The sequence below is a fragment of the Streptomyces canarius genome (genome assembly GCF_014650735.1).
Taxonomy (GTDB): Bacteria; Actinomycetota; Actinomycetes; order Streptomycetales; family Streptomycetaceae; genus Streptomyces; species Streptomyces olivaceoviridis.
The window spans coordinates 1-18,760 of sequence record NZ_BMVN01000082.1 but is presented as its reverse complement, the minus strand read 5'-3'; the positions used below and the strand labels follow the sequence as shown (position 1 = coordinate 18,760).

The 18,760-nt window shown below is 69.4% G+C and carries 15 protein-coding genes and 2 pseudogenes; 10 read left to right on the top strand and 7 right to left on the bottom strand.

From position 1 onward, the window contains the following. Positions 1-1,211 precede the first annotated feature (1,211 nt). The 3 genes from IE294_RS43440 (at position 1,212) to IE294_RS43430 (ending at position 3,359) form a co-directional block, all read left to right on the top strand. A complete protein-coding gene (locus IE294_RS43440; protein ID WP_189894867.1) occupies positions 1,212-1,955 on the top strand; it encodes a class I SAM-dependent methyltransferase in 744 nt (247 codons plus the stop codon). A gap of 160 nt (positions 1,956-2,115) precedes the next feature. Then, complete coding sequence (locus IE294_RS43435; RefSeq protein ID WP_189894866.1) at positions 2,116-2,964, top strand: IS5 family transposase; 849 nt, start codon at positions 2,116-2,118, stop codon at positions 2,962-2,964. After that, positions 2,961-3,359, top strand: coding sequence for a hypothetical protein (locus IE294_RS43430; RefSeq protein WP_189894865.1), 399 nt, complete (start codon positions 2,961-2,963; stop codon positions 3,357-3,359). The genes IE294_RS43435 and IE294_RS43430 overlap by 4 nt, the downstream gene beginning before the upstream one ends. Positions 3,360-3,574: 215 nt before the next feature. Here the strand turns inward: IE294_RS43430 and IE294_RS43425 are convergent, their stop codons facing one another. Beyond that, positions 3,575-4,771, bottom strand: a complete 1,197-nt coding sequence (locus tag IE294_RS43425) for an IS110 family RNA-guided transposase (protein WP_189894864.1) — start codon at positions 4,769-4,771, stop codon at positions 3,575-3,577. A 1,035-nt stretch (positions 4,772-5,806) separates the two neighbouring features. On the opposite strand from IE294_RS43425, the gene cseB reads away from it, so the two are divergent. The 3 genes from cseB to IE294_RS43410 all read left to right on the top strand — a co-directional run bounded on the left by cseB (position 5,807) and on the right by IE294_RS43410 (position 8,958). Continuing rightward, the gene (gene cseB / locus IE294_RS43420) at positions 5,807-6,523 is read left to right on the top strand and encodes a two-component system response regulator CseB (protein WP_189894863.1); all 717 of its coding nucleotides are present in this window, start codon (positions 5,807-5,809) and stop codon (positions 6,521-6,523) included. Between the two features lies 1 nt (position 6,524). Next, positions 6,525-7,805, top strand: coding sequence for an ATP-binding protein (locus IE294_RS43415; protein ID WP_189894862.1), 1,281 nt, complete (start codon positions 6,525-6,527; stop codon positions 7,803-7,805). Positions 7,806-7,917: 112 nt separating this feature from the next. After that, positions 7,918-8,958, top strand: a complete 1,041-nt coding sequence (locus IE294_RS43410; protein ID WP_189894861.1) for a D-alanyl-D-alanine carboxypeptidase family protein — start codon at positions 7,918-7,920, stop codon at positions 8,956-8,958. A 130-nt stretch (positions 8,959-9,088) separates the two neighbouring features. Here IE294_RS43410 and IE294_RS43405 read toward each other — a convergent pair whose 3' ends face one another. From IE294_RS43405 to IE294_RS43385, 4 genes are all read right to left on the bottom strand, one after another. Next, on the bottom strand, positions 9,089-9,604 hold the full coding sequence (locus IE294_RS43405; RefSeq protein ID WP_189894860.1) for a carboxylate-amine ligase: 516 nt from the start codon (positions 9,602-9,604) through the stop codon (positions 9,089-9,091). 199 nt (positions 9,605-9,803) lie between these two features. Next, a protein-coding gene (locus IE294_RS50185; protein ID WP_444545316.1) for an IS630 family transposase occupies positions 9,804-10,876 on the bottom strand; the annotation gives its coding sequence in 2 pieces (ribosomal slippage) (positions 9,804-10,427 and positions 10,430-10,876; 1,071 coding nt in all). A 435-nt stretch (positions 10,877-11,311) separates the two neighbouring features. Further along, entirely contained in the window at positions 11,312-11,614 is a 303-nt protein-coding gene (locus tag IE294_RS48565; protein ID WP_268252864.1) for a copper chaperone, read from the bottom strand. Positions 11,615-11,979: 365 nt separating this feature from the next. Next, on the bottom strand, positions 11,980-12,834 hold the full coding sequence (locus IE294_RS43385; protein ID WP_189894857.1) for a 3-hydroxyacyl-CoA dehydrogenase: 855 nt from the start codon (positions 12,832-12,834) through the stop codon (positions 11,980-11,982). A gap of 390 nt (positions 12,835-13,224) precedes the next feature. On the opposite strand from IE294_RS43385, the pseudogene IE294_RS48560 reads away from it, so the two are divergent. Then, positions 13,225-13,980 (top strand): annotated as a pseudogene (locus tag IE294_RS48560) (IS701 family transposase); the annotation flags it as partial. A 25-nt stretch (positions 13,981-14,005) separates the two neighbouring features. On the opposite strand, the gene IE294_RS43375 reads toward IE294_RS48560, so the two are convergent. Next, positions 14,006-14,653, bottom strand: coding sequence for a TetR/AcrR family transcriptional regulator (locus tag IE294_RS43375; RefSeq protein ID WP_189894856.1), 648 nt, complete (start codon positions 14,651-14,653; stop codon positions 14,006-14,008). Positions 14,654-14,755: 102 nt separating this feature from the next. Then, a complete protein-coding gene (locus IE294_RS43370; RefSeq protein ID WP_189894855.1) occupies positions 14,756-16,213 on the bottom strand; it encodes an MFS transporter in 1,458 nt (485 codons plus the stop codon). Positions 16,214-17,210: 997 nt separating this feature from the next. Here IE294_RS43370 and IE294_RS49500 point away from each other — a divergent pair. The 3 genes and pseudogenes from IE294_RS49500 (at position 17,211) to IE294_RS43360 (ending at position 18,564) form a co-directional block, all read left to right on the top strand. Then, positions 17,211-17,477 carry a hypothetical protein gene (locus IE294_RS49500; RefSeq protein WP_306433542.1) on the top strand — a complete coding sequence of 89 codons (267 nt, stop codon included), beginning with the start codon at positions 17,211-17,213 and terminating at the stop codon, positions 17,475-17,477. Positions 17,478-17,483: 6 nt separating this feature from the next. Further along, positions 17,484-17,914: pseudogene (locus tag IE294_RS49495) on the top strand (ATP-binding cassette domain-containing protein); the annotation flags it as partial. Between the two features lie 86 nt (positions 17,915-18,000). Next, positions 18,001-18,564 (top strand): CGNR zinc finger domain-containing protein, encoded by a 564-nt coding sequence (locus IE294_RS43360; RefSeq protein ID WP_189894868.1) that lies wholly within the window; start codon positions 18,001-18,003, stop codon positions 18,562-18,564. The last annotated feature ends 196 nt before the right edge of the window (positions 18,565-18,760 follow it).

Below are 18,760 nucleotides of genomic sequence, written 5' to 3'. Positions count from 1 at the left end.
CATGACCACGCCGGCCCTCAAGGCCGCGTGACCGCACCTGTCACCCGAACCTGCATCAGACCCTTCCCACGCTCGTCGGCGACGTCGTCATCACACTGCTGCTACTCGCCGGCGCGTGGGGCTGCCTCATCCGCGTCAACCGCCTGTCCGAGGCCAAACGGCAAAAGCACGAGCCCGGCGCCTGACCGGCCACGCACGCAGGAACGGGTGACACCGCCGGGCCGGCTGCCGGCCGGAAGATTCCAGACCCGCGGGGCCAGACACCGCGCCGTGGGCGTCCAGGCGGCAGCGTGGCCGCCGTACGCCCCAAGCCAGTCCGGCAACCGGCGAGGTACGTACCCGGGCGCGGGATCACCGCCGGGGCGGGACCGACGCGGGTCACCAAGAAGGTCCAGGCGGCTGCCAGCAGCCGCGGGCCTGCATCAGTTGGCCGCCTCGCCCGAGCACCCCGTCACCCGGCCGCGGACGAAACCCAGCTTGACGGAGACAGCCGGGCGGCCCCGGCGGGCAGCCGGGCCGGGACCGCGCACGGGGCACACGACGAGGAGCAACTCGGCGCGGGCGGCCAGACGCAGGCCCAACCCGGCGGGACGAGGTGCCGCGCGCGGCGAGACGGCCCAGCGCGGCGGTGGCACTGCGGCCGGGTGCGGGGCGCGGGCGGGCCTGGCACGAGCGCGGCGTCGCCGCGCGGCGACAGGACGGCAGGCACAGGAAGTACGGGAAGTACGGAGGTGGGCGCGGACGGCGGGGCGGCCGGGCCGGGCAACGGGCGGCCTCCGGACACGGAACCGCACGGCCGCCGGGCGCAGCGGGCGCGGGGTCGGGACCCGCGCGAGCCCCGGGCGGCAGGCGGCCCGGCGCGCGGCCGGGAGGCCGGTGCGGGCACGACGCGGCCCCGGGGGTCCGGTCCGATGCGCGGAGGACCGGACGGCGGGCGGCGGTGGCGGCCGGACTGCCGAGGGCGACCGAGAGGAAGCGGGAGGGCCGGCCGCGGCGTCCGCCGTGGCGAGAGGCGAGGACCGCTCTGGCCAAGAGGCGGGTTCAGGCTCAGGCCTGGGTCCACAAAAGCCCTCCCGTCAGGACGCGGACCTGGACCAGATCGACGTACGCGTTCCAGGGCTGCCTGAGAAGCAGTTTTGACGACGCCTGCATGACAAGCGGTCTGAAAAACTCGGTGGACATCACATAGGCCAGTGGCGAGCGTTGAGGGAATGCAGCAGGAGAGCATCTGGGATGCCGATACCGCCCAGCGCTACGACACGCCCGGTACCGGGATGTTCGCGCCTGAGGTCCTGGGACCGGCCGTGGACCGTCTCGCCCAGCTCGCAGGCGGCGGGAAGGCGCTTGAGTTTGCCATCGGGACCGGCCGCGTAGCCGTCCCTCTTGCGGGGCGAGGGGTCTCTGTCACCGGCATCGAGCTGTCGCTCCCGATGGTGGAGCAACTGCGGACCAAGGCCGATGAAGCAACGATCCCCGTGATCGTTGGTGACATGGCGACCACCATCGCTCCTGGGGAGTACGCCGTCGTCTACCTCGTGTACAACACGATCTCCAACCTGCTCACCCAGGATGAGCAGGTGCAGTGCTTTCACAACGCGGCCCGCCACCTGGCACCTGGCGGCCGGTTCGTGATCGAACTCTGGGTACCGGAGTTGCGCAAGCTCCCACCGGGCCAGACGGCCACCGTCTGGCAGTGCGAACCCGGCTATATCGGGCTGGACACCTACGACGTGCTCCACCAGCACGTCGTATCGCACCACTTCCGCTTCGATGAAACCCAGCAGGCGCGGTTGTTCCGCAGCCCTCATCGCTACGTATGGCCGGCCGAACTCGACCTGATGGCCCAGCTGGCCGGATTCGAACTGGAGACCAGGCATGCGGACTGGTCCGGCGCCGAATTCGCCGCCGAGTCGCGTTCTCACGTCTCCGTCTACCGGATCCCACCCGCGGGGTAGCTCCGCATCGCGTCGACGATCTCGCGGCACGGGTGCTTCTCTAGACGTCACCTCTTAGTGGGCGGTTCGTGAGTCTTTGAGTGGATCTGCTGTCGCCTGATCGTGTGGCGGCGGGGCGGTCTCTGCCGGTCCGCGGTTGGTGATCTGGTGATGTGATCGGGTGAGTGAACGCAAGCCGTACCCGAGTGACTTATCGGACGAGCAGTGGTCGTTGATCGAGCCGGTGATCACCGCGTGGAAGGACCGGCACCGCTCAGTCAGCGGCCACCAGGGCGCCTACGACATGCGAGAGATCGTGAACGCCATCCTCTACCAGGGGCGGACCGGTTGCCAGTGGGCCTATCTCCCGCACGACCTGCCGCAGAAGAGCGCGACGTACTACTACTTCGCCGCCTGGCGGGACGACGGGACCGACCAGGTCATCCATGAACTCCTGCGCTGTCAGGTCAGGGAGAGGGCCCGACGATTAGAGGACCCGACCCTGGTGGTGCTGGACACCCAGAGTGTCCACGTGGCCGCCGGGGTCCCCGCCTCCACGAGTGGCCACGATCCGGCCAAGCGGGTGCCCGGCCGCAAGCGGGGTCTTGCCGTGGACTTCCTGGGCCTGGTCATCGCGGTCGTCGTCCTCGCTGCGAACACCCACGACAACGCCGCGGGCATCGTCCTGCTTGACCGGGTCGCCGAGCACGCCGGCGGAACCGTCCGCAAAGCCCTGGTCGACCAGAGCTTCAAGAATCAGGTCGTCATGCACGGCGCCGGCCTGGGCATCGACGTCGAGATCGTCGCACGCGACCCGCGGGTCAAGGGGTTCGTGCCGCAGCCGAAGCGGTGGAGGGTCGAGCAGACCTACGGGATTCTGATACTGCACCGGCGTCTGGTCCGCGACTACGAGCACCGCCCCTCCTCCTCGGTTTCCCGCGTCTACTGGGCGATGACCCACGTCATGACCCGACGCCTCACCGGCGTGAACTCCCCCACCTGGCGCGAGACGCAGGCGGTGGCAGCGTGAACATCGAGCCCCTGCTCGACGCCCTGGACCTCCAGGAAGACGCCGCCCGGGCCCTGGCCGACGACCTCCGCGCACAGATCGACGACCTGCAGACCCGGCTGCGGGAGGCCGAGACCCACCTGGAACATCTCGCGATCACCCGCAAGACCATCACCGGCCTCGCCGACCGGCTCCCGGCCCACACACAGGAGATGCCCGAGCACCCGGACTACCCCCGCATCCTCGCCGCCTTCAGCCACGGGACCGGGCCGCTACGGGTCAAGGACGTCTGCGAAGCCCTCGGCCACGAACTGCTGCCGAAGAACGTCGAAGGCACTCGCGCCAAGCTGAAACGCCTGGTCAAACTCGGGATCCTTACCGAGGTCGACACCGGCAACTTCGCCAGGAAGCCATAGCCCACGGGACCTCCACCAGCGACCTTACTCAGCCTCACCCAGAAACGGACATCACCTTACGAACCACCCACTCAGAACCCCCACGGGGCGGGCGCGCCGGTGAGGGGCGAGCCTGACCGGTGCCGGCCCTCGCCCCGGTGGGACAGGTGCGCTTTCCGGCCAGTACTCGCAGGTAGCGGTACGGGAGGCCGGCTGGTGGCTTCCCAATGCTGAAGTCAAGCCGCTGCGGTAACAGGGGGTGTCACTTGGTAGCACCGTCGGTCACGGATCAGGGCCCACAGAACGTTGACACGTCGGCGGGCGAGGGCGATCACGGCTTGGGTGTGACGTTTGCCTTCGGCGCGTTTGCGGTCGTAGAACCTTCGCGAGTTGGGGTCGAACTGGATGCTCACCAGGGCCGAGGTGTAGAAGACTCGCTGCAGGCGTCGGTGGTAGCGCTGTGGGCGGTGCAGGTTTCCGCTGACCTTCCCGGAGTCGCGTGGTGCGGGGGTCATTCCCGCAAAGGTGGCGAGGCGGTCGGGCGTGGGGAACGCGTCCAGGCTGCCGCCGATGCCAACGAGGAATTCGGCGCCGAGGACCGTGCCGATGCCGGGCATCGACTGGATCACTTCGGCGAGTTCGTGCTCGCGAAACCGGCCCTCGATGAGCTTGTCAGTCTCGCTGATCTTCTCGTTGAGGGTCATCACCTCCTTTGCCAGGGTCAGCACCATCCGCGCGATGGCGGCCTCACCCGCAACGGCGGTGTGCTGCCGTTCGGCGGCCTCCACCGCTTTGGTGGCGAGGGCCTGGGCGCCTCGGACTTTGCGGTTGGTCAGCCAGGTGGTCAGCCGGCGCAGACCGGTGCGGCGGATCGCCGCGGGGCTCTGGTAGCCAGTCAGGAGGATCAGGGCGCCGGTGGTGCCCATGTCCAGGGCTCGTTCCAGAGCTGGGAACATGCTGGTCAACAAGGCCTTGAGCCGGTTGGTGACGCGGGTTCGGTCGGCGACCAGGTCGGCACGGTGCTCGGTCAAAAGCCGCAGTTCGACGGAGGCGTCGTCACCGGCACGGATCGGTTGCAGGTCGCGGCGCATGCGGGCCTGGTCGGCGATGACACGGGCGTCCCGGGCATCGGTCTTCCCCTGGCCGCGGTAGCCGTCGGAGGCCCGGTTAACCACAACGCCCGGGATATAGACGAGCTCCTGGCCGTGGTTGACCAGCAGAGCGATCAGCAGGGCCGGCTCGCCGCCGGTCATGTCCATCGCCCAGGTGACGTTCCGGCCGTCGGCGAGATCCAGAACGTCACCGATCAGCTTCAGCAGCTCGGGTTCATCATTGGCCACCCGCCGCGACAGCAGGGTCTCGCCCTCGGCGTCCAGGACCAGGCAGTGGTGATGGGTCTTGCCGCAGTCGGTCCCGGCCCATATCCGGCTCATCGTGCTCCAACTCGTCGTGCGTGCAGTGCGTACCACAGACGACCTCGCCGGCATTGCTCTACACAGCGACCTGTTCGCACTTCCCAATCGGCGGCCGAGTCGTCGTGGGGAGCCGGGCGGCCAAGCCACCGGAGCCACGGTCGGCAGCGGCATGAAAGCCACACCCAGCTCCCCTGGGTGCCACAACCCTACGAATGGCTGGGGCAGACCCAGGAAGAAGGTAGAGCGGCATGACGAGATCTCCAGGAAGTGGGTGGGTGCCTGGCGAAGGCGTGCACCGTCACTGTGGAGGGGCTGTGTCTCCGGGCGGCGGCGCCCGCGTGTCGGGCGCCGCTTCAGCAGGCCTCCATCATGTATCAGGTGGGTGTCGGAACGGCTCGGTGTTCGGGGAACCGGACCGTGCCGCATCAACGCCGCTTCGCACCGGCCTCTGACCTGGCCGGGGCAACTCCGACGAATGGCGTCGACGGAGGCCCGGCCGCCCAGCCGATGAACACCCGTCAGGGCCCGTGGCTACCTCAGAAGCCGTTGTCAATCCGGGCGTGATTGCTTGATTTCCGCTGGTCGGGCTCGGTGTCGGGGGGTGGGTGGCAGGGATGTCGGCGTCGTGTCGCCGCATCGCTGGAGGGCCGGATGCCGTCGCCTATGGGGCTGCTGGAGGACCGGGAGCGACGCCGCCCGCTCGGGCCGTCCGCGCCGCTACGACGACCTGGTGCGCGTCGCGGTGGTCGCCGCGGCCACCAGTGCCCCGACCGGCCCAGCTGCCACCTGGACCCACGCGGCAATCGCAGCCCAGGTCGCGGGCACCGTCCTCGCGCCGATCTCCGCCTCCCAGGTCGGCCGGATCCTAGCTGAACCGCCCGCTCGACCTGGTCGACGTCCCGCCACAGCGGCGGGCGCCGGCCTGGCGGCGTCTTCCTCGCCCACGGCGGGGCACCGGTCCGCTCAGCGGACGGCCCGAGGCATCATGGAGATCCCCGCCCTGCCCTCAGTCCCGCACAAGGCCCCGCAGGGCCCCGCCCGGAGAGTGAACACATGTCTGCCGCACCGGCACACGGAAGCCCCCCGGCCACCGTCTCGGTCCTTCTCGTTGAGGACGACGAGGTGATCCGCCGAACCGTCAATCTCGCTCTGGAGCGTTACGGCTACACCGTCACTCCGGCCCCCGACGGACTCACCGGCCTCGAACGGTTCCGCGAGGGCGGCCACGACGTCCTGTTGCTGGACGTGATGCTGCCCGGCCTCGACGGCATCGGCCTGTGCCGACGCGTCCGCGAGACCAGCATCGTGCCCGTGCTGATGATGTCCGCGCGCGGCGACGCCCTGGACGTCGTCTCGGGCCTGGAGGCGGGTGCCGACGACTACGTCGTCAAACCCGTGGACACCGCAGTGCTCGTGGCCCGGATCCGCTCCCTGCTGCGCCGCGCCACTTTCCAGGCGGCACCGGCCGAACGGCTGGCCTCCTCCCGGCTGGCCTTCGGAGACCTCGTCGTCGACACCGCGGGCCTGGAGGTGCTCCGGGACGGAGAACCGGTCGCGCTGGCCCCCACCGAGCTGCGGCTGCTGCTGGAGTTCGCCGCCAACCCCGGCCTCGTCCTCGACCGGCAGACCCTGCTGCGCACGGTGTGGGACTACGGCTGGGAGGGCGACACCCGCGTGGTGGACCTGTGTGTGCAGCGCCTGCGCAGAAAGATCGGTGCCGACCGCGTCGAGACGGTGCGCGGCTTCGGCTACAAACTGCGCCGGAACTGATATGGACACCCTCCGCACGATGCTCAACTGGCGCTCGCTGCGCTGGCGGATCGCCCTGCTGGTGACCGTGGCCTGCTGCGCGGTCGCGCTCACCGTCGGGGTGATGGTCCACCGCAGCACTCTGGCCCGCTCCCTCAACGACAACGCCAGCAGGGCCCGGACCGCTCTGTCCACCGCCCAGGCCGCCTACGAACGGACCGGGTCGCTCTCCGTGGGCGATGTGACGGACCCCGCCCGGATGCCGAACACGCTGCTGCACCGGCTCAAGCACCGGCCCGACGCCGTCGGCGTCGTCACCTGGTATCAGAAGGATGCCTACCACCCCGCCATGTGGGCGGCGGGCAGCTACCAGGGCGCACCTTTCGCCGTAAGCGTCGACATGACCGCCGACCTGCTCACCCGGCAGGCGCTGGACCGCCACATCTGGAAGTACTCCCTGGCCGTGCTCGCCGTCGTTGTGCCCCTGTCGGCTCTCGCCGCCGAACTGCCCAACCGCCGGTTGCGGCAGGTGGCGCGGACGGCGCACCGGATCTCCGAGGGCGATCTGACCGCCAGGACCGCCGCTGCCGGCGGTGGCGACGAGGTCAGCTCCATCGCTGCCTCGGTCGACGCGATGGCGGACAGTTTGCACGACCGGCTCGTGGCCGAGCAGAGGTTCACCGCCGACGTCGCCCACGAACTGCGGACGCCACTGATGGGCCTGGTCACCGCTGCCGGGCTGCTGCCCGACTGCGAGGCCACAGACCTGGTCCGGGACCGGGCGACAGTGCTGCGCGACCTCGTCGAGGAACTGCTGGAGATCTCCCGGCTCGATGCGGGCGCCGAGACCGCCGACGCCCGCCCGGTGCCGCTCGCCGAGGTGGTCCGCGACTGCCTGGCCCGCACCGGGCTCGACGTACGCCTGACCGCGCACGGGGAGCAATGGGCCGACACCGAACCGCGCCGACTGGACCGGATCGTCGCAAACCTCGTCACCAACGCCCACCGGCACGGCCGCGCCCCCGTCGAGGTCGAGGTTCGGGGCACCACGGTCACGGTCCGCGACCACGGCCCAGGGCTCCCCGCCGACCTGCTCGCCCACGGACCGCAACGGTTCCGCACCGGAGCCGCCGAACGCGGCCGGGGCCACGGCCTGGGCCTGACCATCGCGCTCGGCCAGGCACGGGTGCTCGGAGCGGAACTCGATCTCGCCGACGCCCCCGGCGGCGGCGCCCTCGCCGTGCTCAGGCTGCCCGCCGCCCCCACGGCACAGTCCGCCCCCGAGCCACCGATACCCGGCTGATGCACATCTGAGCGGTACCGGCTACGCAGTCACCGTCCGGCGGACGCACCCCCGGAGCAAGGTGACCGAGGTGTCTGAACGACACGTATCGAGCCCCAGGAGGTGCGTTTCCATGTGCCCGGTCCCCGTTTCCGACGAGTCTTCCCGAGTCCCCCCGCCTGAGAGGGCATCGTCCGACGGCCCGAGGCGTCGGACCGTCCGCCGTGCAGCCGCGGCGGGGGTCACCGGCGCCGTCGCCCTGGCCGTCCTGGTGACTCTCGGCGTCGCTTCCCGGAGCGGTGACGACGGTCCGGGGACGGGTGCGGCCCCGGCGGCGGCCGACCCGCACACCCCCGCCGACCTGTCCTGGCCGGCCGAGGGACAGACCAGCATGTACGTCGAGGGCCTGGGCGCCCGCGGCGACCTCGGCACCCACGGCGCCCAGCGGCCGGTGCCCATCGCCAGTGTGACCAAGGTGATGACGGCCTACGTCGTCCTGCGCGACCACCCGGTCCGGGCCGGCGGCGACGGCGCCCGCATCACCGTCGACGCCCGAGCCGCACAGGAATCCAGTCTGGGCGCCGAGTCCACGGTCGCGGTCGAGGCCGGACGGCGGCTGAGTGAACGCCAGGTGCTGGAACTGATGTTGCTGCCCTCAGCGGGCAACGTCGCCCGCATGCTGGCTCGTTGGGACGCCGGTTCGGAAGAGGCCTTCGTTCGCAAGATGAACGCTGTCGCCCAGGACCTCGGCATGGTGAACACCTCGTACGCCGACGCCAGCGGTATCGTCCCGGAGACCGTCAGCACCTCCGAGGACCAGCTGAAACTGGCCCGGCAGGTCATGCGCGACCCGGTGTTCCGGTCCGTCGTCGCCGAGCGTGAGGCCGAGGTGCCCGGCACGCCCGGCCCTCTGGGTAACACCAACACCCTGCTCGGCCAGGACGGGGTCGTCGGCGTCAAGACAGGTTCCAGCTCCCCGGCCGGCGGCAATCTGATGTGGGCGGCCACCGCGCCCGACCGCACCGGACACGACCGGCTCGTCCTCGGCGTCGTCCTGCACCAGCGCATGGGAGGCAGCGCCCAGCAGGGTTTGGAGTCCGTGCTCGACACCAGCCGCGCACTGATCCAGAGCGTACGGCGATGGGTGGCGGGCGCCGAGCCCGCCACCCACTGACCTCTCGTCAGCGCGCACGGTGTGCAGATGGCGGTCACCGCGGTACCAGGCCCGGCCGTGCCGCTTGGCGCGCTCGCCCGGTATCCGGGATCGAACGGGGCGCCCGCAAGGTCGTAGGGCAGGGTGCCGGTCACCGAAGTTGTCCATGCCCTGCGGCGCCATCCGGTACGGCCCGCGACAGCGCGGTCAGCGTCGCCAGCCAGGGCCGCAGGTGGTTGCTCACTTCGATCGCCTCGCGCGGGTCGGCCACGCCGACGTGCACGTGGCACGCGCACGCGCTCTGCTCGTCGTCCAGCGCGCGGAACAGGGACAGGCTCTCCGCGTAGCGCGGTCCCGGAGTGAGGGGCACGGGCGCGACCAAGCCGGTGATCGGGGAACCGCTGGAAGCGATGCGCAGGCCCCGGCGGGCGGCCGCGCGGCCCAACGCCGCCTGCACGGTCTGTAGTTCTCCAGCTGCCTCACTCATACAGGTGTGTGGGGTGGAGCGGCCTTTCACCTGATAGCACGTCAGTTCGGTACCGACGCGGTGGCCGAGCTCACGGGCGGCTGCGACGGCCACCTGCGGGCCCTCAGGCCTGACGGCGCGGCTGACGGTATCGACGAGGAGGAACTCCTCCTCCACTCCCACCGACAGCACAGCGGGCATCTCCACGAGGGGAGGGGGACAGGCAGCAGGGGCATCATCGGAAGGAAACTGCTGCTGTGGCTGACTGGTCATGATGCTCGACTGTGGCAGAAAGCACTGCCACGGAGGTGGCGAAACGGCGCACTCGTCCAGTTCTAGACCTGGTCGTCACGACATCTGGACCCGCGCTCCCGGCGCTCCGGTTCACTTACTGAGGTTTTCAGCGTGGGGTCGGTGGGTTGATAGTCAGGCCGGTGGCGGTGAGGCAGCCGTCGATCAGGCGGGGCCGGAGTTGGATTCTGCGTAACTCGCGGCGGAGTTTGCAGTCGAGGTCGTCGGGTGTGTCGAAGGCGGTATCGGCCATCGTTCTGCGCACGAGTGACCAGACGGCCTCGACGGGATTCAAGTCGGGCGCATACGACGGAAGCCGGACGGTGGTGAGCCAGTCGTGCTCGGCCTCGTACCGTTTCAGCCCGGCGGCCAGGTGGGTGTTGAGATTGTCCCAGACCACCACGATCGGGCCGCCGAGCTGGATGTGTGCCCGCACCAGCAGATCCCGGTAGTCCTTCCAGGAGAAGCTCTTGCGTGCGCCCTTGAGCAGGAGATGGGTGCGGGGACGGTGGATGAGACGACTCTTCTCGCCGGGTTTGTAGCAGCACAGTGCGGCGACCGAGGTCCGGCGGCGGGAGCGGCCGCGCACGCGGACGACGGGAGTGTGTCCGCGCCGGCCCCAGGTGCGGCCACGGGGCGGCGTCATCGAGAAGCCGGCTTCGTCCTCGAAGACAATCCATGCCTCGCAGGCCGCCGCGAGCCTTTTACCTGCGGCCACACCTCCTTCTTCCACAGCTCCACGGCATGCTCGTCACGCTCGAGTGCTCTGCGGGCAGGGGCCTGCCAGGACCAGCCGTGCCGTTTCAGCAGCCGCCACACCGTCGCCACCGACAGACTCACCCGCAGCCGCCTGCGGATCACCGTCTGAACCCGGACCAAGGTCCACCGGTGGTCATCGAAACCGTGAGCTGCCGGTCCCTTGCCGAGTTCCTCTTCCAACACGGCGAACTGGGCGTCGGTGACGGTCGGGGCGTTCGCCGGACCCGCCGAGTGCAGGGCCTCCATGCCGCCCTCGCGCCAGGCACGGCGCCAGCGTTCCACCGACCGCACGCTCACCCGCAGGTCCTTCGCGATCACAGCGGTCTTCTCACCCGCCGCGAACCGCTGCCCGGCCTGAAGCCGGATCCCCTCACGAAATGCCCGCCGCTCAGCTGTCAGGCCCCCACCCTCCGGATACCTCACCCCACCGGCATACCGCAGGGATCATGAACCGTCACCACCCGACGACAACCCGAAAACCTCAGGTAACCGTTGCCTCGCCGACCGCCACTTCCATGCCGCCCTGACCTCCGCCGGCGCTACTCCGAGCCGTGCCACGTGCCGGGCATGCTGCCCTGCCGGCCGAGGGCGGCCAGCAGGCCGACGGCGCCACAGGGGGGCGCTTCAACTCGGCCGCACGGTCCGCACCGCCTTCGCGTGCGACTATCCCTCCAGCCCGGACTGCGGCGGGCACGCGAAGACGCCCGCCGTCACCGCTCCAACGACCCGGTCGCCCACCGCGGACGCACGGCCGTGCTCCGCTGGGCACCCCCCGGCCCCGCAACCGACCGCACGGACGCGCTCACGCATTGCATCCCTGCGTCCCCCGGGCGGGCGACGCCGTGACCGGGGTCACGGTCACCGCAGGCCCATGTCCGTCATGCCGCCGCCCCTGAGATTGGGCGCCAGCAGGGGCAGCCAGAAGACGCCGATCGCGAGGGCGAGCGAGGCGAGTCCCACGGCGTGGGCGAGGAGACGGCCTCGTGGCAGGCGTTTCTCGGCGGTGATGACGGCGGCCAGGCCCACCGTGGCGCAGAGGTTCATCACCCCGACCGCGGTGAGCAGCAGCATCAAGGACCAGCAGCAGCCCAGGCAGAACGCTCCGTGATGGGCCCCGGCACGCAGGTGGCGGGCGGGGCCGCGGTACGACGCGTAGTGCAGCAGCGAACACCCCCGGAGGGCACCGGGCCAGGGTTACCGCCAGGCCATCGGACCGGCGGCTCTGACTGCCCCGACGGCCGGTGGAGTGGCCCTGGGGGCTGCGGACGAATTGGCTTCCGGATGGGTCGTGATGGGCGGTGCGGACGCCGCACCGCCCATCACGACCCAGCATCGCGAACGACGCGCTTGCCCGGCAGGATCTGCACCCCTTCGACGCCGGCAGTCACATCGGCCCGGGGCGAAGCCGAACACCGTTCGCAGTCAGGCCATCATCGCGATCCTGACCGGTCCGGCCAGTCCGTGACCGACAGCACAGCAGGGTCCGACAAGACCAGCAGGGCCGAAGCGAGGATGACTGAACCCGCTCACCTGGGATACGTGTAGAAACCCTGCCCGGTCTCGACGCCCGTCCTACCCTTGTCCAGGTAATGTTCCTTGATAAGTTTGGCGAACTTGCGCTGCTTGGCGTCACCATGCGACGCGATGTGGTGAGCGGTCGTCAGACCAATGATGTCAAGCATTTCGCAGGGCCCGTAGGCGGCGCCAGTCCCGATGCGCCACACGTCGTCGATTGCGGTCGGATCCGCGATGTCGTCCGTTAGCAACTCTCCGGCCGCCTTCAGCATCGGTATGAGGAGCGAGTTGAGGACATAGCCCGGCCTCTCCTTCTTCACCTCGATCGGCACCATGCCGATGGACGCGGCGAAACCCACCACCGACGCGTAAACGTCAGGAGCCGTCCGGGGAGTCCCCATCACCTCCGCGATGTTGTGACGCCAGACGAGGTTGGAGAAGTGCAGCGCGAGAAACCGGTCGGGACGGCCGGTACTGTCCATGAGGGCACTGGGCGGTATGGCGGAGGTGTTGGTGGCGAACACCGTGTGCGGGGGAGCCGCCTTGCCCGCCGCGGCGAAGAGCCGCCGCTTCACCGACAGCCGCTCCGGCGCTGCCTCGATCACCAGGTCAGCCGAGGACACGGCCTGTGCCACATCGCTGGTGAGCTTAATACGCTCCACGACGCCACGAGCTCCGGCACCAGCGTTCTCGACCTCTCGCTCATACCGTTCGGCGAGTCTCCCCAGGCGAGTGCGAGCACGCTCGACCGCCTCGTCGTCCACGTCATAGGCGACGACATCGTAGCCGCTGAAAGCTGTGTGGTAGGCGATTTGTGAGCCCAGCACCCCGACCCCAAGCACAGCGATCCGTGAAAAATCCGCCATGATGCAGAACTCCTTCTCCGGGGTGTGGGCGGCGGACGGACGCGGCCGCCGTACGTCGCCTCGGGTGGACCGCGCCGCCTCAGCGGGCCGGCGATGATTCCTTCGGCTTCTCCACCCGTACAACGGACGGCCTGACCACCTGGTTCACACGGTCCCGCAACGGAGGGCCGGGACCGTCGCTGTGGAGGGCGTCGCGCCGCTGTCACCGCCCCGCCGCCGACTCGGTCGCGCCGGCGGCGGGGCGGCGACACCCGTTCACGGCCCCTGGCCGGCGCCGTCGGCGAGACACGGCACGGCACGCGGATCCTGCTGACGCGGGTCGCAGGGCGGGAATCCTTCGGTGTCGCTGGATCAGGTGCCGCAGGCCGCGTGGCGGGGTGCCACGAGGGGGCGGGGAAACCGGCAGCGGTACCGATGACACCCCGCACGCTTGCCGCGGGCCTGCCGGCTTCGTGGGTGACGGCGGACGAGGCCTACGGTCAGGAGTGGAAGTTCCGCCGCCTGTTGAAGGAACTCGGTGTCGGATACGTCGTCGCTGTTCCCAAGTCACAGCAGGTCAAGAGCCTGGCAGGGTTCTGGCGGATCGACCAGCTCATCAGCGAAGCACCCGCGGATGCCTGGCAGCGGCTCTCCTGTGGCGTGGGCGCCAAAGGCCCGCGGGTCTATGACTGGGCCAGTGCCCGGCTGCCGGCGATCAGCTTCTTCGACGGCGGCGAGCCCACCCATCACCGGTGGGTGCTGGACCGTCGCAGTCTGACACGGACACAGGAAATCGCCTACTACTTCGCCTACGCGCCTGTGACCTGCACGGTTGTGGACCTGGCGAGGGTTGCCGGGATGCGCTGGGCGATCGAAGAATGCTTCCAGACCGCGAAGAACGAATGCGGCCTGGACGAGTACTAAGTCCGCCGCTACACGGGGTGGTACCGGCACATCACCCTCGCCGTGCTCGCCCACGCCTTCCTCGCCGGCCTCGCCGCCGACGAGGCCGCAAAGGGGGCTGCAGAAACGACCCCACCAGCGGGATCATCCCTCTCACCGTGGCAGAGATCCGAAGACTCCTGGACATTCTCTGGGGCCGCCCCCGACCCCGCGCCGTCTCGACGAGCGAGGAGGGAGGCGGACAGGCCAGGGACCTTGGCGTGATGTCCCGAGGGCGGCTTACCGCCGGTCAGTCACCCGTCGGCTGTGCCAGGAGAGCGGCCGTCACCTGGTGCGTCAGCCATCGTTCGGTCTCGTCCCAGGACCAGTGGCAGCCCGTGATGAACAGCCGCCAGGACGGCAACCCGAGCAGGAACCACAGCATGTCGCCGGCGCGCTCCGCACTCAAACCGGGTTTGAGCGCCCCCAGTTCCGCCAGCCGTCCGGCGAGCACACCGAGCGACCGGCGGTAGCGACGGACGACCTCGTCGAGTTCTTCCTGCACGCGCTGGTCCACGCACGCGGCCGTGACCATCACCTGGACGATTTCCAGGTGACGCTCGTTGTCTAGGCGTACCCCGCGAGCCGTGGCCGCGATCGCCATCCTGGCGTCGGTGGCCGTGCGGACGGTCTCAAGGGTCCGTTCCACCACCGGGTCGTCCACCCCTCGGTACATGAGGGTCGCCAGGATTGCGGCCTTACCGCCGGTGCTCGCGTAGACCGTGGGAACAGCGATTCCGGCCTCCCGGGCGATGTCGCCGATGGTGACCTTTGCGTACCCGTGCTCGACGAAGAGCCGGAGGGCGGCGTCGAGGATCGTCGCCCGAGTCCCGGCGGCGGCCTTGGCCCGGCGGTCGTTGCGGTACGGTCGCCGACGGTCGCTGGCCTGTGTGCTCATGCTTTCCTCTCCAGACACCGGCGAACGCGTTCTCTGCCGTTCGCTCATCCATAATGCATCGCCGGGCCGGAGACGAGCGGACGGTCGAGTCGCTGGCTCCCGTCAGGCAGTGGCGGCCTTGCGCCGGAAGAGGAGTCCGGTGGCGACGAGGCCGACCGCGAAGAACCCCGCCGCCCAGGCAAAGGCGGTCGTGTAGCCGTGGACGCTGGCCGCGGCCACCGCCGAGGGCAGCCCCGAGTTGTGCGAGGCAAGGTAGTCCGTCGTGCTCGCCACCACCACGGTGTTGAGCAGTGCAGGGCCGAGCGAGCCTCCCACCTGCTGCATCGTGTTGATCATGGCCCCGGCCACTCCGGCGTCCTGACCGGTGACGCCCGCCGTGGCCTGGCTCATACCGGTGGCGAAGACGCAGCCCATGCCGAGACCGGTGAGGATCAGCCCGGGCAGGACATGGGAGGCGTACCCGGAGTCCGTCTCGAGCCCCGTGAGCCACACCGAGCCGGCCAGAGCGAGCAGCATGCCGCCGCTCGCCACGAGCTTCGGCCCGAACCGCGGGACGAGGACGCTCGCGCCGCACATCGCCGTCAGCATGATGCACGCGTTCATCGGGAGGAACGCGAAACCCGTGCGTATCGGGGAGAAGCGCAGGATTTGCTGGAGGAAGTAGGTCATGAAGAGCAGTTCGCCGTAGAGCCCCGAACCCAGCACGAGGAGGGCTGCGAAGGCACCGGCCCGGTTCCGGTCGGTGAGGACGCGCGGTGGCAGCAGCGGATGGTTCGCCCTCGTCTGCCAGTAGCCGAAGGCCGCGAGCAGTACCGCGCTCGCCGCGAGGAAGCCCCAGGACCGCGACGACGACCACCCGTGGGAAACGGCGTTGGCGAAGCCGTAGACGAGGCAGAACAGGCCGGCGCTGGCCAGTACGGTGCCGGGCAGGTCAAGGTGGGTACGGCTGCGCGGGGTGCGGTGCAGCAGGATCAGCCCGCCCACGAACGCCACAGCGGCGAAGAGGATGTTGATGTACAGCGTCCAGCGCCAGCTGAACTGCCCGGTCAGGAAGCCGCCGAGGAGCAGGCCGACGGAGGCCCCCGAGCCCGCCACGGCTCCGAAGATGCCGATGGCCTTGCCCCGTTCCGCCGGGTCGGTGAACGTGACGATGAGCAGCGAGAGCGCCGCCGGGGCGAGTAGGGCGCTGAAGACACCCTGCACGACACGGGCGACGATCAGCACGGTGAAGCTCTGGGCGGAACCGCCGAGCGCCGAGGCGAGGGCGAAGCCGACCAGACCGATGAGGAAGGCGTTCCTGCGGCCGAACAGGTCCGCAAGCCGGCCGCCCAGCAGCAGTAGCGAGCCGAAGGCCAGCGCGTAGGCGGTGATCACCCATTGCCGGTCAGCATTGGAGAAGTGCAGGTCCGCCTGGGCGGTGGGAAGCGCGATGTTCACGATGGTGGCGTCGAGGACGACCATCAGCTGGGCTACGCCGATGAAAGCGAGGATCAGCCAGCGGTGCGGCGCAAGGCCGGAGGCCGGGGCCGGGGCGGCGGCCGCCGTGGCAGAGGAAGACATGTGTGTGGAAATCCCAAGGTCGTGGGTGAGAGCGGGAGAGTGTGCCGATACTGGCCGACACGTATCTCACTATAGAGGACCTATATCGAAAGTGTTCCGCGGCCGCGAGTTCAACACCTATCGATCGGGGGTGCGACCGGACAGGGGGGAGCAGCATGTCCCATCGCTCTTCCCGTTGACCTGCCCCCGCTCGGCTGCGGTGCCATACCTACTGCGGACGACTGTCAGATGCGCCTGGCGTGATGCCCGGCTTGAGCCCGACACCAGAGCTGACGCAGAGCCCCCTGACCACACGTGGCTTCCGCGGCTTGGTGCCGTTTTGTGAACTGCTCGGCAGCAACGTCCTCACCGGGCACGGAATATACGTGGTGATTCGCACGGACCCCTCGCCCCCGTCATTCCTCCCCACCAGCCCTGCCGGGCACCTCAAGGACCGCGACCCGTTCGTGACCGCCGACAAACTCCGCGCCGCCTGGGTAGACAGGGCAACGATCGTGTACATCGGCAAGGCCGCGGGTCAGAGCGGACTGGATCAGCGGCTTGCCGATTACCGCCGCCACGGCACCGGTCCGCTGGCCGGCCACTGGGGCGGACGCTACATCTGGCAGCTGGCCGACTCAGATACACTGCTCGTCGCCTGGCGGCCGATGTCCGAGATGACCCGGGTGGGCCGAGCAGGACCTGATCGACGAGTTCGAAGAACTTCACGGAGGAGCTCTGCCCGTCGACCAACCTCAGGAACAACGCCCGAAAGACTCCGGAGACAGACGCAGCCTCAATCCCGGTCACCCTCTACCCCCGTTATCTTCTTCGCGGTCCTGCAAGAGGGCCGCTGGCCTCCGGGCCCGGGATGACTGTTGCCCCCTGTCGATCGGATGACCTGGGGGGTGGTGTCACCGGGTCCGAGGGGTGCCGTCACAGACGCTAATCAGAGGTCCGGCCACCGCCCGGCCCGGCGCAATGCCGGGCCATTTCGCGGGCGGCAGGTCTGCATAACGTGGATGCGCGCGAACGGCCCGAACCCGGTGAGGCCGGCACGGCATCCGGCCACCGGGCGGTCTGGGCGCAGAGCCAAATTTCCCAGCGGGTCCGCAGCGCCGCCTGGCGGCTGAAGGAATTGGAGCGCACCGGATGGCCGACCGCCCCGTCGGTATTCACAGCCGACTTCCTGGCCGCACGCGTGAAAGCCCACGAGCGGTCCCTGTTAGTACTGCACGGAGTGCGGGTGCCAGGCCGACTCACCCTGGACGGTCTGGAAGTCTGACCCACCGAGCGGTTGCTGATCACGGGCGGCAATGGGACGGGCAAGTCGACCCTGCTCGCGGCCCTCGCCGGGCACCTGGCGGCCGAGAAATGGAGCTGCGGCCCGGACTCACCATCCGTCTGCTCACCCAGGACACCGTCTTTTGCGTGGTCCGAGTGCGGGACACATACGCGCTCGCCCTCGGTCCCCAGCGGAAGCAGAGCGTGCCACTCGACTCATTGGGACTGTTCCACGAGGCGGACCTGGCAGGCCCATCGGGAGAGTTGTCGATGGGGCAGTGCCGGCGCCTGGAGCTGGCCCTGCTGGTGGCCCGCCCGCCTCAACTGCTCCTGCTCGACGAACCCACCAGCCACCTCTCAGCCGCCCTGTGCGATGAGCTGGAGGACGCCCTGGGGTCGGGCCCTGGTGTGATCGTCGTGGCCAGCCACGATCGCTGACTTCGGCTGCGCTGGCAGGGCCGCGAGGACCATCTGGAACGGTGACGCTTGTTGCATCGCGTGGCGTCACCTGTCGCGATGGTGATGTGAATCTTAACCGTGTTTTCGTGTGCGGGCACCCTGCCCTCGATTTCGCGGCAACGCTCCGCGCTCGGCGATCGACCCGGTTCGAGATGTTCGTGACCCCGGATCGACTCAACGCCTGGTACCTGGAGTCCGGACTCGTGGACACCATCTCGCCCGGCGAGGACGCGGACGTCCGCGAGGCGACAGCCGTGCGCGAGGTGATCTACCGTCTGGTCACCGACCGTCGGCTGGGTGAGGACTTCGATCCGCAGGCGCTGGAAGCAGTCAACGCCGCGGCGCGGCGGACACCCGTGACGCCTCAGCTCACTCAGGAGGGCCGGAACACCGAAGCCAGCCCGCAGCAGGCCCTGGCCACAGTAGCGCGGGAGGCCGTCGAACTGCTCAGCGGGCCGGATGTGCCGCTGATGAAGGAGTGCGGCAACCCCGAGTGCACACGCGTCTACATCGACCGTTCCCGTGGCATGCGGCGCCAGTGGTGCGGGATGGAGTCCTGCGGAAACAAGATCAAGGCCGCTGCGTACCCCGCGCGCAAGAAGACTGAACCGACCACAACCGCGCGCTGATCCCCTGACGTGGACAGCGCGCGATCGCACGGGAGCCCCGGCTAGTACTCCAGCAGCGTTTCGCTATCTTGCCTGGTCAGAGGCATCGTCGGGAGTGTAGTTGGCTGATGGTCCATCAGGGGCGGTCTTGCTGGACCGCCCCTCCAACGAGTGGCATCGAGAACTGTCGGAGCGGTGATGCGGGCAGCCTTCCCGC

What these genes read in the sequence shown, in the direction of transcription:
- IE294_RS43425 (WP_189894864.1), bottom strand. Translation starts at nt 4,771, where the DNA reads ATGAGCCGGATATGGGCCGGGACCGACTGCGGCAAGACCCATCACCAC.
- IE294_RS43415 (WP_189894862.1), top strand. Translation starts at nt 6,525, where the DNA reads ATGGACACCCTCCGCACGATGCTCAACTGGCGCTCGCTGCGCTGGCGG.
- IE294_RS43410 (WP_189894861.1), top strand. Translation starts at nt 7,918, where the DNA reads ATGTGCCCGGTCCCCGTTTCCGACGAGTCTTCCCGAGTCCCCCCGCCT.
- cseB (WP_189894863.1), top strand. Translation starts at nt 5,807, where the DNA reads ATGTCTGCCGCACCGGCACACGGAAGCCCCCCGGCCACCGTCTCGGTC.
- IE294_RS43405 (WP_189894860.1), bottom strand. Translation starts at nt 9,604, where the DNA reads ATGCCCGCTGTGCTGTCGGTGGGAGTGGAGGAGGAGTTCCTCCTCGTC.
- IE294_RS43385 (WP_189894857.1), bottom strand. Translation starts at nt 12,834, where the DNA reads ATGGCGGATTTTTCACGGATCGCTGTGCTTGGGGTCGGGGTGCTGGGC.
- IE294_RS43375 (WP_189894856.1), bottom strand. Translation starts at nt 14,653, where the DNA reads ATGAGCACACAGGCCAGCGACCGTCGGCGACCGTACCGCAACGACCGC.
- IE294_RS43370 (WP_189894855.1), bottom strand. Translation starts at nt 16,213, where the DNA reads ATGTCTTCCTCTGCCACGGCGGCCGCCGCCCCGGCCCCGGCCTCCGGC.
- IE294_RS43440 (WP_189894867.1), top strand. Translation starts at nt 1,212, where the DNA reads ATGCAGCAGGAGAGCATCTGGGATGCCGATACCGCCCAGCGCTACGAC.